This window comes from Faecalicatena orotica (assembly GCF_905197545.1).
Lineage (GTDB): Bacteria > Bacillota > Clostridia > Lachnospirales > Lachnospiraceae > Faecalicatena_A > Faecalicatena_A orotica.
This window is the reverse complement of record NZ_CAJJZH010000004.1, coordinates 121,140-134,658: the sequence shown is the minus strand read 5'-3', so window position 1 is coordinate 134,658 and position 13,519 is coordinate 121,140. Positions and strand designations below refer to the sequence as shown.

The window sequence follows — 13,519 nt, the reverse complement described above, 5'->3', positions numbered from 1 at the left end:
TAATAAAATGAACCAGACGAACTCTATTTTACGAACCTTTATCAAATACGTCTCCGCAAATATTCTGGGAATGGTCGGCCTTTCCTGCTATATTCTGGCGGATACTTTTTTTATTGCAAGAGGCGTCGGAACCGACGGGCTGACCGCGCTCAACCTTGCAATCCCGGCCTACAGCTTTGTGAATGGACTGGGGCTGATGATCGGGATCGGCGGCGCAACCCGTTACTCCATCGCCGGAGGAAGAGGCGATAAAACTGTAAGGAAGACCATCTTTACCCAGGCTTTTTGTTTTATGCTTTGTCTTGCAGCAGTATTTTTTCTGATTGGCCTGTTTCTGCCCTATCAGCTGGCCGGCCTTTTGGGCGCTGATTCCACGATCCTTTCACTGACCGGTGTTTATCTGCGCATCCTGCTCTTATTCGCACCGATGTTCATGATGAATAATCTGCTAATTGCTTTTGTCCGCAACGACGGCAGGCCGCAGCTCTCTATGACAGCCATGCTGCTTGGAAGCTTTGCCAATATTGTGCTGGATTACATTCTCATATTTCCGCTTCAGCTGGGAATGGCAGGTGCCGCCCTGGCAACTGGAATCGCCCCTGTTATTAGTATGCTTGTCCTTTCGCGGCATTTTATCAGGAAAGAAAACAACTTTTCTTTCTGCCGTACCGGGATACATTTCAAAAGTATCAGGGATATTTGTTCTCTCGGAGTTTCCTCTCTGATTGTAGAAGTTTCCTCCGGGGTAGTTATGATCATTTTCAATATGCTGATCCTGAAAGACAGCGGTAATCTGGGCGTTGCCGCGTATGGCATTCTAGCGAATATCGCACTTGTACTGATTTCTATTTTCACCGGTATCTCACAGGGTATCCAGCCGGTCTTAAGCAGCTGCTTCGGGAAAAAGGAACATGGAAATATCAAAAAGGTGCTTCGCTATGCCCTGATTACATCCGGTCTGTTTGCGCTGTTTTCTTATGGGTGCATGTTTTTCTTTTCCGATCCAATCGTGGAGCTTTTTAATAAAGATAAAGATGCGGCTCTCCATGCAATTGCAGTGCAGGGAATGCATATTTACTTTACGGCCTTCCTGTTCATCGGAATTAATATCATTACTGCCGCCTATTTCAGTTCCATCGACAGGCCGGGAAATGCATTCCTTATTTCATGCCTAAGGGGATTTTTACTGGTTATTCCACTTGCTTTTATCCTGTCAGCCCTCTTCGGGCTCACCGGAATCTGGCTGACAGTGCCTGCCGCTGAAGCATTGGTAACTATGGTAGTTTTGTTCCTGCTTTGCCGTTCAAGATAAAACAACAGCCGGAGCACAAATGCCCCGGCTGCTTTAGACTTCTTTACTTTTAAGAAAGATATTTGACCAGCAGTCTACGGTATTCCGACTGGATCCCATAATAATTCTGAAGTGCGGTCGCACAGTTTTCTGCCACTTCGTCTATGATCGCATTGAAATTTTTCTTCATCGTACCGACAACTTCGGGATTTAACTTTCCTTCATCAGACATCTCCTGAATAATAGACAACGTACGGTCCTTGGAAAAAGCAGATTTGTAACTACGCGTTCCGATCAGCGCACTGACAATATCTGAAACCGCCACGATCTCCTCGTCCAGAGTCATATCCTCCCCCTTAAGCCCGCGGGGATAACCGCTCCCATCAATTTTCTCATGGTGCCTCAGGGCGATCCTCGTGACATCTTCCGCCGCTGCTTTATTCAGTATCCGCTCTGTGATGTCCACATGTGTCCTCATGATATTCATCGCCTGTGCACTAAGCTTTCCCGGATATTCCAGTATCTCCACCGGGATTCCGATTTTACCGAGGTCGTGCAGCATCGCCCCATACCTTATCCGTTCGATCCGATCCGCTGAAATCCCCATATAGCGGGCACAGCTGCTGCTGATGCTGGTTGTCGTAATTGTATGCGTTACTGTATGCTGACTGCGGAAATCTATGGCATATGTCATCATCCTGAGATACTTCATACATTCGTCCTCAGTTAGAGTCACACCCGGGTAAACCTCATAGAAATCAATGCTCTCCTCTTTTAATTTGTCATAAATGGAAAATTCATTCTGAGCCTGTAAAAAAGACGCTGTAACTTCATCCGAAAACTGGCCCGGACGCCTCTTGTCCAGATATTCTACTGCTGCCTCCCACATCTTGGCGTTTGTTCCTTCCTGCCTGGCATTTCTGCTGAAAATCTCCATCCGGTCGGCTAGGCTTATCATCTGCGCTACCTTCTTTATTTCCTGCCTTGTATGGGGAATTCTTTCATAGGGCACATGGTGGTACAGGACCGCCTCGGCCCATTCATCCAGTGGAGAAAGATAACGCAGGAACAGATAACCATATATGGAGTGCTCCCATACGTCTCCCGTTTCGAACTGCACCAGACGGTCTATCTCTTCCGTCTTGTAGGCCCCTATATCATGCAGTACAGAAAGGATGCAGATATCCTGCATCTCTTTATCCGTAAATCCGCCATCCACTTTCAACATTCCAGATACCAGATATGCCACCCGCACACCATGCTCTACAAGCCGGGTATCGACCTCATTCAGGGTTCGCTGGATTACCCCGATAATATCCTCACTTTTAATTATGGAACCTGTTATCATCTCTTTTCCTCCACTGCGAGTCTTCCTGCCTTTCAGCTCTAGCGCGCAGAAATCCATATCATTTTATTTATTAAGCAATTTTTCAGTTTACATAAGTCCATTTTCATATCTTTCAATCTTATCATCGAGTCTCTCCAGAGATGCCCTCATATCTTCCATCCTGTCCACAAGCTGGCTGCGTTGTTCAACCAGAATTGCTTTTCTTGCATCAAGCGTAGAATCACCCTGCTTATATAATGCCACATATTCGATCAGTGCCTCAATCTGAACACCCGCTTTACGCAGGCATTTCATCATTTCGATCCAGCGGCAGGAATCTTCATCGTAATTCCTCACGCCCCCCTTTGTTCTGGGAACCGGCGGGATCAGGCCTATTCTTTCATAATAGCGGAGTGTATCGGCAGTGATATCATACTTTTTACTAACTTCTGTTATCGTCATCATATGCCCCCTTTTCCCCCGAGTTCCAGATCCATGCTGCCTGACCTGAAGCCTTCCAGATCAAGCGTCACATATCTGTATCCCAGCCTCTTTAAGTAGTCTGTGATTTCTTTTTTATATTTCAGCACCTGCTCCAGCCGGTCCCGGTCAACTTCTATGCGTACGAGTTCATCATTGACCCGCAGCCTCACATTATAAAAGCCAAGCGTCTTAATGTATGCTTCCCCCATAGCTGCCGCCGCCATCTTCTCTTTTGTCAGCCTTGTCCCGTATGGGAATCTTGTTGCCATACACGGGGCCGCCGGGCGTTCCGCCACTGAAATTCCATATTCAGCTGCCATCTGCCGTACTTCCTGTTTGGTAAATCCCGCATCCTTAAGGGGACTTACGATCCCCAGTTCCTCAACTGCCTTGATTCCCGGGCGGTACGCCTTCAAATCATCTGCATTGGTCCCCTCCAAAATCATGTCGATTCCAAGCTGGCAAACCCTCTCACGCAGTCTGGAAAACAAAAGTCTTTTACAGAGATAACAGCGATTAACCGGATTCATCTCAATTCCCGCTTCCTCCAGTTCATTTATACGGAGAACGATATGATATGCCCCCGTTTCCTCCGCTACTTTTTCAGCCGTTTTTAAATCCTCCATCGTATGAAGTTCGGTCTGCATCGTAACTGCATATACCCTGCTTCCATATGCTTCTGCCTCCTCACAGGCAGCTCTCAGAATCAGGCTGCTGTCTGCCCCTCCTGAAAATGCCACTGCAATATCGTGTTTCGTATATTCCCCCATGGCATTCAGGAAAGCCTTTCGCTTCTTACTGTACTCTGTCACGGGCTTCCCTCCCAACTAATTCATATACTTCCTGCCAGGACAGCCCTGTTTTTCTGCTTAACTGCGCTACACTCTCATATTCCGGATAAATGCGTGTTCGTGATGGAAGTCTGCATATCTTTATACCCGCTTTTCCAAGAGAAGTCTCAATTTCCTTAGTTTCTCTCTTTAAAACACTCCGCTCCATTTTCTGTCTGCGTATACCGATCGTTGTAGTCTCCATGAAAATAATTTCTTCCATCTTTTCAACATCTTTTTCACTGCAGATAACATTCAGCTGATATGCGGGACGGTTTTTCTTCATAAAGACGGGCATATAATGGACATCCCTCGCCCCGGCTTCAAGCAGTCTTTGCATCACATACCCGAGGGCCTCGCCTGTACAGTCATCAATATTCGTTTCCAGTTTATAAATACAATCTTCTTCAATCTCTCTGGATTCAATCAGCATCGCACGGAGCAGGCTTGGCCTTTCATAGCTTCTCTTTCCGGCTCCGGTCCCAGTTCTTTGAATGGTAAACTTATCCGGCAGCTTTTCCGATGTCCGGACCGCTGCTGCAATGGCAGCCCCAGTCGGTGTTACAAGTTCTCCCTCTATCCCCGTCATATGAAGTGTCAGGGCGTATGCCTGTACTATGGCAGAAACTGCGGGTACCGGGACAGGAATCATCCCGTGCTGGCAGCGGATATATCCTGACCCCTCATTCAAAACGGGGATAATCACCTCTTCGATTCCCAGATTATCCAGACAGACTGCTGTGGCCGCAATATCGATGATAGAGTCAACAGCCCCCACCTCATGGAAATGTACTTCTTCCACAGGCACACCATGTGCTTTCGCTTCCGCCTGTGCCAGAATTTCAAAAATATGTACCGCACACTTCTTTGCAGCCTCTGTCATGGCCGAATCTCCTATAATGGAAAGAATATCCGTCAAATTCCGGTGTTCGTGAGTATGGCTGTGTGCTGCTGTTTCCCCGTGGTTATGCTCATTGTCATGTCCATGAGTGTGTTCATGGCTATGGTTATGACCGTGCACCGGCTCATGTATGCCATCCCCGTGTCCGTGAAGATACGCCATGTCGTGGTCATGATTTTCATGCTCCTCATCCAGAATCACGCGAAAATCGCAGGCGTCCAGTCCGTTTTTTGAGACCCTGCTGATCTCGATCCGGTGGCCGGAAACATGCAGGCTGTCCAGTGTGTCCCGTAAAACCTTCTCATCCGCACCAAGGTCCAGAAGCGCCGCGACTACCATGTCTCCACTGATTCCCGAGCCACACTCCATGTATAATGTTCTGCTCATTGTCTCTCCCCCAGTCTGTTAATCTGTGTCGCAATATACCCTGCCCCGTAGCCATTGTCAATATTAACTACCGCGATCCCGTTGGCACAGGAATTAATCATCGTAAGCAGTGCTGAAAGGCCGTGGAAATTGGCTCCATAACCGACTGATGTGGGCACCGCAATAACAGGCTTATCTACAAGCCCCCCAAGCACACTGGCCAGAGCCCCCTCCATACCTGCCGCCGCAACTACACAGTTGGCGCTCTGGATAACATCCAGACGGGACATCAGGCGATGTATGCCGCTGACACCAACATCATATATCCGCTCCACATAGCTCCCAAAATATTCTGCCGTCTGGGCCGCTTCCTCCGCAACCGGAATATCCGCTGTCCCTGCCGTGCAGACAGCAATTTTCCCGATATGCTCTTTTTCTTTCTTTTCAATCTTAAGAATTTTGGAAAGAGGGTCGTATTCTGCCTCCGGCAGTTCCTTCTTCAGGAAATCATACTGTTCTTTTGATGCCCTTGTCCCGAATACCTCGCCTTCCTCCTCATACAGCTTTTTATAAATATGAAGTAAATGCTCATCCGTCTTCCCGCTGCAAAAGACCACCTCCGGAAAACCGGACCTTAACTTTCTATGGGTATCCAGCTTTGCATACCCCATCTCCTCAAAAGGCTCCCTCCGGAAATACTGTTCCGCTTCCTCAACGGACATCTCGCCTTTTCTGACTTTTTCCAGCACCTCATGTGTTTCCATCTATTGTCACCTCATTCTTCGTGGTCATCTTCTTATTATATCTGTTCTTCACTCCGTTGTCACGCAGCCTGCTGCATTTTTTTTAGTTGATAGACAGAGTCGGTTCTATTTCAGACACATCTTAAATATTTCTTCAATATCCTTTTGCTTAAGAGACTTGAATCCCTCCAGTGTCTCTCCCATACATGCCTTTTTTGCCATGATTTCAAAATTACTGTCATCAATCCCTACTTCTTCAAAGCTGCTTTTCAGTCCCAGTGTACCATATAAAAATTCCTTCAGCATCTCAATACTCTTCTTAGCGGCCTCCATTTCAGGAAGGGAAGCATCAATCCCAAATACATTTACCCCAAATTGATAGTATTTAGAAGCAGTTGTCTCATCCAGACAGTATTCCATCCATCTCGGTGTCAGAATTGCCAGGCCCAGGCCATGTGTGATGTCATAGATTGCCGAAACCTCATGCTCCATCGGATGGCAGCTCCATTCCTGCTGCTTTCCTCCATTCACAAATCCATTGATTGCCCAGCTCGATGCCCACATCAGATTGGCGCGTGCCTCATAATTATCTGGCTCCTTCATGGCTGCAGGCGCAAACTTTATGATTGTCTTCATCAAACCTTCCATAAAGCAATCAAGCATATATAAATCCTGCTCCATGTTAAAATAAACTTCCATAATATGTGACATCATATCGGCTGCCCCGCATGCCGTCTGGTACTCACTGACAGAATACGTCAGTGTCGGGTCAAGGAAAGAAACCTTTGGAAGGAGCTGCGGTGCCAGCCTTCCGATCTTATCTTTTGTCTCAGGATTACTGATCACTCCGCCCGGGTCCATCTCAGACCCCGTCGCAGAGAGCGTCAGTACGGTAACAATGGGAAGTGCTTTTTCTATCGGTGCCCACTTACTGAAAAACTCCCACGGATCATGGTCCACGCAGGCTCCTGCTGCCATATACTTAGTCGCATCAATCGTAGATCCTCCACCGACAGCCAAAAGAACATCGATCTTCTCATCCTTACAAATCTGAGCCCCTTTTCGCACAGAATCGATACGCGGATTTGGCTCAATCCCTGACAGTTCAAACAATTCGAGTCCTGCCTTTCTGATTTCATCAGTAACACTGTCATACAGGCCTGATTTTTTGATAGAGCCCCCGCCGTAAGTAAGCAGTACCCTGTTTCCGAATTTCTTTAACTCCGCCCCAAGATTTCCAAGCTGGTTCTCGCCAAAATATACCTTTACAGGGATATCATATACAAAACTGTTCATAAAAAATGCCTCCTTCTTTTTATACAATCGTATAAAATCTAAGTTAACCTTGTTCCGGCATTTCTGCCTGATAGTAGCATACGCCTTGAAGTTAACTCCAAGTCAAGACTTTTTTCTATATTGAAGCCGTTACTATTCATCCGTATAAAAATATCGGAAACGAATCTGTAATGCTGCACATGATTCTTTTCAATCCCTGATAAAAATAAAATATGCCCTAAGTGCTTCACTAACCATGAAAAGACCATGATTAAGAAGTCACTTAGAGCATATAACACCTTTAACTTAATCCAACACCTTTCTTCTGAACACCCTCACCGAAACCAGATAAATCCCCGTAAATACCGCCAGTATAGAAACTGCACTGTAGATATTTACCTTGAACAAATCTTCCTTCATGACGTTTCCCAGTGCCTTTATGGCAAACCATGAGGTTACCGTCATCAACAGGAACGGGCAGTAATAAGTAAAACGGATTTCCTGCCTGATAGATTTTCCTAATGTTTCCCTGTCGATTCCCAGTTTCATAAGCACACCGTAGCGCTCTCTGTCCTCACAGGCATCATTGTTCAGTTTAATAAAGATAATACTGCCGCCCGCGAGGATCAGTGTCACGAACATAAAGACGCACAGGGAATACATGACACGGATCCATGCTTCGTCCTTCCCTTCCGGACTGTTAAAATTTACACCAACATTCCAAAGACCGTCCTCCCCCTGTTCTGCGAGTGACTTTAGGTAAGGTCTGGATGCATCCAGATTTGCAGGGTCTTCAAGCTTATAATTATACATATGGGCTACAATTCCCAATGGTTCCAGCTTTTTATAAACCTCGTCATTCACCACATAAATGCTCATCGCCCCCTGCATTTCCCCGAGATACGGTGTATCGTCTTCCGCCAGAATACGGAACTTATCATCCCCGATCTGAACCTCCTTTGGACCGTTATACCCTACAAAACTCATTAGTATAACATGCGACAGTTCAATCACTTCATCCTGCTTTAATTCGGAATACCCGAACTTAAGATGTGCCTGCCCGGCTGCATTTTTGACCTGGGAATATGGGATAATCCCATAATTAGAGTTTGTATACTCTGTATGGAAATAACTTGGATCCAGCATCAGGTAAGATACTTCGGCACTGTATTCCACCTTGTTTTCCTGTTCAATCCCTTTTTCTATTTCATCTTTATCCATTTCTTCCTGTGCGACTACCTGAATCGTAAACGTATCTCTGAAATGCGTCATTTTATCATAGCGCTGCTTCATAGCAATGGACGTACCAAGTACAGAAACTGAACAGATCATCAGAATCGTCACCATAGCGTAAGTGCGGTAATTCCGCTGGATTCTATAGGACAGATTATTGATCCACAGCGTTCTTTGTTTCTGATATAAAAAATCCTTCCTTCCGGTCAGTTTTCTGATAAAGAACGGGATTGCCCCGCCAAACAGAAGGTATGTTCCGGCAATCACCAGCACGACAGCTGCAAAAGCGTATGTCAGAGTATCTATTTCCCCAGTCCTTACTGCACATATATAGCCTGCCGCCAGTATTAGGATGCCTGTGATTACCTTTATGAGAGTTAACCATGTTTTTTCCGGTTTCATTTCCTCCTGTTTTGCTCCGGAAAGCATACTCAGTACACTGCTCCTTGTAATCGAAACATAGCCTTTCAGAATCATGAGCCCATATATGATAAAAAATACAGCTGCAGTGACCAGAACTGGTTTTAAAGTAAAAGAAAAACGGATATCCACACTGATCTCAGAAAGTTTCAACAGCAGCATTTGAAACAGCTTCGAAAATCCCGCCCCCGTGGCCAGGCCGATAACCAGCGAGAACAAACCGATAAAAAATGCCTCTAGCGCATACATCTTTCCAATCCTTATATTATCCAGCCCCATAAACGTATAGATTCCGATTTCTTTTTTCCTCTGTTTCAAAAATACATTTGTCGCATACCAGATGAAGAAAAACAGAAATACACCAAATACTACAGAGGCCGCATTTACGACCACATCAATATACTCTTTCTTCATACTGTTCAGGACATCCATCGAATCCGAGTACACAATATTCTGAAAATTAAAAAAGATAAAAATAGAGAATGACAGCGATATGATCAGCGCCGCATATTCACGTAAGCTTCTCTTGAAATTAGAAAATGCCAGCTGTATCAGACTCATTCCCTGTCACCTCCCATTGAAGCAAGCAGGTCCAGAATCTCCTCGTAAAACTCTTTCCGGCTGCCTTTATTATAAACCCTGCACTGTATCTGCCCGTCAGCAAGCATATAGACCTGTTTTGCATAGCTTGCCGTATATGCATCATGGGTCACCATCAGGATTGTTGCCCTCCCGGAATCATTTGCAGCCTTTAAGCTCATCAGCAGATCCCTGCTGGACTTTGAATCCAGCGCCCCGGTGGGCTCATCTGCAAATATAATCTCAGGTTCCGTAATGAGCGCCCTTGCACTGGCCCCTCTCTGCTTCTGGCCTCCGGAAAGCTGGTACGGATGCTTTGCAAGGTGTTCCTCCAGCCCAAAAAGCTTCGCCATGTTCTTCACACGTTCTCGGACTTCTTTACTCTTCACGCCATTTAAAGAGAGCGGCAGTGCAATGTTATCCTCAAGGCTCATATTGTCCAGCAGATTATACTCCTGAAAGATGAACCCGATCTTATCCCTGCGGATAACTGACAGACGCTTGTTGTCAGCCTTTGTCACATCCTCGCCGTCCAGAAAAATCTGCCCTCTGGTTGGTTTATCCAACGTTGAGAGCATATTCAGCAAAGTAGACTTTCCTGCCCCGCTGGGCCCCATGATGGCGATAAAATCCCCCTCTTGGATATCTAGATTAATCCCCTTGAGAACACGTGTCTCATATTCTTTTTTCCCAAAACTTTTCACAAGATTTCTGATTTCAACTATCTTTTTCATTTCTATAGCCTCCTTTGTTTACCAAAAGTGTAACAAAAAGGCGGCCTTAAATCCTTTCATCCGTATAACAGTGCCTCCCCTTTTCTAACAGTTCTGCAAGGTTCCTTACAAAATAAGATACGAATCGTTATTTTGAAAATGCAGTTCAAATGTTGTTCCCGCTCCATGTTCTGAATATACCTTTATCTGAATGCCCAGATGTCCTGCCGTTTCCCGCACAAAATAGAGCCCCATTCCGGTAGAGCGGTAATCTCCTGCACGCAGATTGCTCCCGATATACCCACGCTCAAAAATGTAAGGAATCTCTCCGTTTTTAATCCCGATTCCATTGTCCCGGACATTCAGCACCACACCGTCTGCCGACTCCCGCATTACACTGAAATGAAGTTCCGGTGCCTCCTGCCTGTATTTCACAGCATTCCCGACCAGCTGGTCCAGGATATAGACAAGCCACCTCCTGTCTGTATACACTGCAGTATCCCCGCAGTTCTTCCCGATCTGAAAATGATTCTGAATCAGGAAATAGGACTGGTTCCGTAGTGCTTCGCTCACACACTCATCCAGAGAAACACGCTCGAACTTGACGTCATTTTCCATGTTTTTGAGCTTATTGCTCATCATCATTATGTTTAAAAGCTGCTGGATTCTTTCAATGCAGTCCTGCATCTCCGTATTCAGCTCCCGGTCCTGATTCCTCTCATTCATCAGTCCAAGGGCTGACAGCGGAAGTTTGACCTCATGCGTCCATTTTGTTATATAGTCCGTCAGCATATCCATATCTTCACGGAGGGAGCGGATTTCTTCCTCGTGGTCACCTTCCATCGTAAAAAGCAGATCTGTCATTTGTTTTCCCAGGAGCCGCTCAAGCTCACTCCTGTGCCGCCTGATATCGTCCCTGAAAATGTGCGGAATCTTTTTCCACCTTCTGTAATCCAGACAAACTGCCGCTGCGGCAGCCGCAATAAGAACTGCATCGAGATAGAACAGATCCTGAACATAAAGTCTGCTTGCACAGAGGACTAAAAAATACAGATTAATAAAACCGAGGATCAGTACACCTGTCAAAATCTGTTTTTCCCGTTCGCGGAAATAATTTTTCATTCGATATAATACCCCATTCCCTTTTTCGTAACGACCACATCCTGTCCTCCGGTAATCTCATTCAGTTTCGTGCGTAACCGGGAAACCAGCACCGTAAGCGATGCGTCCGTGACAAATTCATCCGTGTTCCAAAGCTGCTGCATCAGTTTCTCCCTGCTGACGATGCTCCCCCGTTTCGACAGCAGGGTGGACATAATCTTACTCTCGGATCTGGTCAGTTCCACCGATTTTCCGTCACAGAAAAACATACCGTTCTCATAATACATGCTGTCATTTAAATAGTCCCTGTCATTTGCCGTATACTCGTAAGCCCTGCGCAGCATTGCCCGGATCTTCAACAGAAGCAGTTCGGGGTCAAATGGTTTTTCCACATAATCATCCCCGCCGGACGCCATTGCCATCACCTTATCCGCATTCTGGTCCCGGCTGGATAAAAACAACACGGGCACATTAGAAATCTTGCGGATCTGCTCACACCAGTAAAACCCGTCATAATATGGCAGATTAATATCCATCAGTATAAAATCCGGCTGGCACTGAATATATTCCTGCGTAATTTCACGAAACCCTTTGGCGCAGACGGCCTCAAATCCCCACCGCCTGCATAACAGAGCCAGCTCATTGGCCAGCGTCATATCATCTTCTACAATCAGAATCTTCATCGTCATCTCTCCCTAAACTCAAATACACTCTAAGGCTCTTTGAAGTTCTTGTACAATGAATCCTCAAACACGCCCCAAATTCCCCCACCAAGTGTTCAGGTATACCTTTACACTAAGCCCGGCAAAACCTTTCTAATTGTAAATAGTATACCATGAACACTAGATTCGAAAGCACCTCACCAAGTATTCAGGTATGCATTTTCACTAAGCTCGATAAAACCTCGCTAAGTGTAAATAGTATACCACATGAATTACGGAAAAAAAGATACCTTGCAAAACTGTAATAAAAGAAAGAGTGCGCACGTTACAGTTCTGTCCCATTCATCCCCAGCGGCAAAATGCACAAAAATACCGGTGAAACAATCACCGGCATTCGCTTCTGCCTCTATTACATTATAAAAAAATGTCCCTTTTACATTTCACCGCTAATTCTCTTCACATCCTCCTCTGAAAGCATTTCCATCATAGATACAATTTTTTCAATCGGCATGCCTTCTTCCAAGAGCCTTTTAGACAATTTCTCTTCTGCCTGTCTGACCGCAATCCGACTCTGTTTTTCTGCATATTCCTTTGCGTATTCTTCTACTATATCACACATCATCTCCACCCCTTCCCTGCTTTTTTTGAGTTGTGCTTTTCTTATGGATGTGTTCGGAAATTGTTCGTAATTGTATGCCTCTGCATTCGTATAGATTCTCATTAATTCAGCAAGATCACTTCCATCCTCTACCTTTGTATTTACATAAATTTCTTCCATGCCATTGTATACTCTGGTATTCATTTCCCGAACCGTTCTATCCACATGATATATAATTTTATTTCCTTTAAACATATCAAACTGGGATATGTAAATTACGATTAGATCGGGAATCTTTTCAAACTTTGTTCCCGGATCCATAACATTTGCCGTAATACATGATGCATTATATCTAACCCGTTTCTGATGATTATCATTATCACTCTTTTGTACCTCAACATTTATAAATGTGCCATCCTGTTTTTCACACAAAGCGTCAACAATTACCGAACGTCCCTGCAGATTCTTAATAGAATTCTGTGGTACTACTTGAACAACCTTAATATTCTCTTCCAAAATTGTCGAAAACATTTCTTCGCAGAAACCAATATCTTCTGACATTTTTTGAAAAAGAGTATCATCAATTATATTTAACCGCTGTACCCTTTCTCGCACTTCATTAAAATCTTTCACTCACCTTCTCCTTCCCTTTTGTGTTAATTCATTTTTATTCGGGAAGATTATTGAGCCTCATCAGATATTTCCGTTTCTTTTTTTATTTTAGCACAATTAACGAAAATTGTCATTGACCGGGTTCTGCTCCCTAATAAAAATCTTCTTGTTTTTCATCAAACTGTAATCTGGCTGAAAATGCCTGAATTCAGATACAAACAGCATATGGCTGTTGAAAAGACAGTTATAATATTCGAAATGAATCTGTCTTGATTTTTGATGTGGTGCTATTCTACCATAATATATCAGTTAAAGCAATATTGGAATTTTCACAAAATACTTTCCACAATACTTTGGACATCGACCGGAATAGAGCGTGTACAAT

Annotated in this window: 12 protein-coding genes; 1 reads left to right on the top strand and 11 read right to left on the bottom strand. The window is 44.9% G+C overall.

The features are described from left to right. Positions 1 to 7 precede the first annotated feature (7 nt). Complete coding sequence (locus ABIN22_RS10095; RefSeq protein WP_346908348.1) at positions 8 to 1,312, top strand: MATE family efflux transporter; 1,305 nt, start codon at positions 8 to 10, stop codon at positions 1,310 to 1,312. 49 nt (positions 1,313 to 1,361) lie between these two features. Here ABIN22_RS10095 and ABIN22_RS10090 read toward each other — a convergent pair whose 3' ends face one another. The 11 genes from ABIN22_RS10090 to ABIN22_RS10040 form a co-directional block, all read right to left on the bottom strand. Further along, positions 1,362 to 2,639: an HD domain-containing phosphohydrolase gene (locus tag ABIN22_RS10090; protein ID WP_346908346.1), complete on the bottom strand. Its 1,278-nt coding sequence runs from the start codon at positions 2,637 to 2,639 to the stop codon at positions 1,362 to 1,364. 87 nt (positions 2,640 to 2,726) lie between these two features. Further along, on the bottom strand, positions 2,727 to 3,080 hold the full coding sequence (locus ABIN22_RS10085) for a MerR family transcriptional regulator (protein WP_346908793.1): 354 nt from the start codon (positions 3,078 to 3,080) through the stop codon (positions 2,727 to 2,729). Next, entirely contained in the window at positions 3,080 to 3,913 is an 834-nt protein-coding gene (gene larE / locus ABIN22_RS10080; protein WP_346908344.1) for an ATP-dependent sacrificial sulfur transferase LarE, read from the bottom strand. The genes ABIN22_RS10085 and larE overlap by 1 nt, the downstream gene beginning before the upstream one ends. Continuing rightward, complete coding sequence (gene larC, locus ABIN22_RS10075; RefSeq protein WP_346908342.1) at positions 3,897 to 5,219, bottom strand: nickel pincer cofactor biosynthesis protein LarC; 1,323 nt, start codon at positions 5,217 to 5,219, stop codon at positions 3,897 to 3,899. The genes larE and larC overlap by 17 nt, the downstream gene beginning before the upstream one ends. Further along, positions 5,216 to 5,962, bottom strand: coding sequence for a nickel pincer cofactor biosynthesis protein LarB (gene larB, locus ABIN22_RS10070; protein ID WP_118618117.1), 747 nt, complete (start codon positions 5,960 to 5,962; stop codon positions 5,216 to 5,218). Before larB ends, larC begins: the two co-directional genes overlap by 4 nt. 105 nt (positions 5,963 to 6,067) lie before the next feature. Beyond that, positions 6,068 to 7,237: an iron-containing alcohol dehydrogenase gene (locus ABIN22_RS10065; RefSeq protein WP_346908340.1), complete on the bottom strand. Its 1,170-nt coding sequence runs from the start codon at positions 7,235 to 7,237 to the stop codon at positions 6,068 to 6,070. Between the two features lie 285 nt (positions 7,238 to 7,522). Then, positions 7,523 to 9,430 carry an FtsX-like permease family protein gene (locus ABIN22_RS10060; protein ID WP_346908338.1) on the bottom strand — a complete coding sequence of 636 codons (1,908 nt, stop codon included), beginning with the start codon at positions 9,428 to 9,430 and terminating at the stop codon, positions 7,523 to 7,525. After that, a complete protein-coding gene (locus tag ABIN22_RS10055; protein ID WP_109732976.1) occupies positions 9,427 to 10,182 on the bottom strand; it encodes an ABC transporter ATP-binding protein in 756 nt (251 codons plus the stop codon). The genes ABIN22_RS10060 and ABIN22_RS10055 overlap by 4 nt, the downstream gene beginning before the upstream one ends. Before the next feature lie 105 nt (positions 10,183 to 10,287). Then, the gene (locus ABIN22_RS10050; protein WP_346908335.1) at positions 10,288 to 11,283 is read right to left on the bottom strand and encodes a sensor histidine kinase; all 996 of its coding nucleotides are present in this window, start codon (positions 11,281 to 11,283) and stop codon (positions 10,288 to 10,290) included. Beyond that, complete coding sequence (locus tag ABIN22_RS10045; RefSeq protein ID WP_109732974.1) at positions 11,280 to 11,945, bottom strand: response regulator transcription factor; 666 nt, start codon at positions 11,943 to 11,945, stop codon at positions 11,280 to 11,282. Before ABIN22_RS10045 ends, ABIN22_RS10050 begins: the two co-directional genes overlap by 4 nt. A gap of 412 nt (positions 11,946 to 12,357) precedes the next feature. Beyond that, positions 12,358 to 13,155: an Rpn family recombination-promoting nuclease/putative transposase gene (locus ABIN22_RS10040; RefSeq protein ID WP_346908333.1), complete on the bottom strand. Its 798-nt coding sequence runs from the start codon at positions 13,153 to 13,155 to the stop codon at positions 12,358 to 12,360. Between the last annotated feature and the right edge of the window lie 364 nt (positions 13,156 to 13,519).

What these genes read in the sequence shown, in the direction of transcription:
- ABIN22_RS10095 (WP_346908348.1), top strand. Translation starts at nt 8, where the DNA reads ATGAACCAGACGAACTCTATTTTACGAACCTTTATCAAATACGTCTCC.
- ABIN22_RS10090 (WP_346908346.1), bottom strand. Translation starts at nt 2,639, where the DNA reads ATGATAACAGGTTCCATAATTAAAAGTGAGGATATTATCGGGGTAATC.
- ABIN22_RS10085 (WP_346908793.1), bottom strand. Translation starts at nt 3,080, where the DNA reads ATGACGATAACAGAAGTTAGTAAAAAGTATGATATCACTGCCGATACA.
- larC (WP_346908342.1), bottom strand. Translation starts at nt 5,219, where the DNA reads ATGAGCAGAACATTATACATGGAGTGTGGCTCGGGAATCAGTGGAGAC.
- larB (WP_118618117.1), bottom strand. Translation starts at nt 5,962, where the DNA reads ATGGAAACACATGAGGTGCTGGAAAAAGTCAGAAAAGGCGAGATGTCC.
- ABIN22_RS10065 (WP_346908340.1), bottom strand. Translation starts at nt 7,237, where the DNA reads ATGAACAGTTTTGTATATGATATCCCTGTAAAGGTATATTTTGGCGAG.
- ABIN22_RS10060 (WP_346908338.1), bottom strand. Translation starts at nt 9,430, where the DNA reads ATGAGTCTGATACAGCTGGCATTTTCTAATTTCAAGAGAAGCTTACGT.
- ABIN22_RS10055 (WP_109732976.1), bottom strand. Translation starts at nt 10,182, where the DNA reads ATGAAAAAGATAGTTGAAATCAGAAATCTTGTGAAAAGTTTTGGGAAA.
- ABIN22_RS10050 (WP_346908335.1), bottom strand. Translation starts at nt 11,283, where the DNA reads ATGAAAAATTATTTCCGCGAACGGGAAAAACAGATTTTGACAGGTGTA.
- ABIN22_RS10045 (WP_109732974.1), bottom strand. Translation starts at nt 11,945, where the DNA reads ATGAAGATTCTGATTGTAGAAGATGATATGACGCTGGCCAATGAGCTG.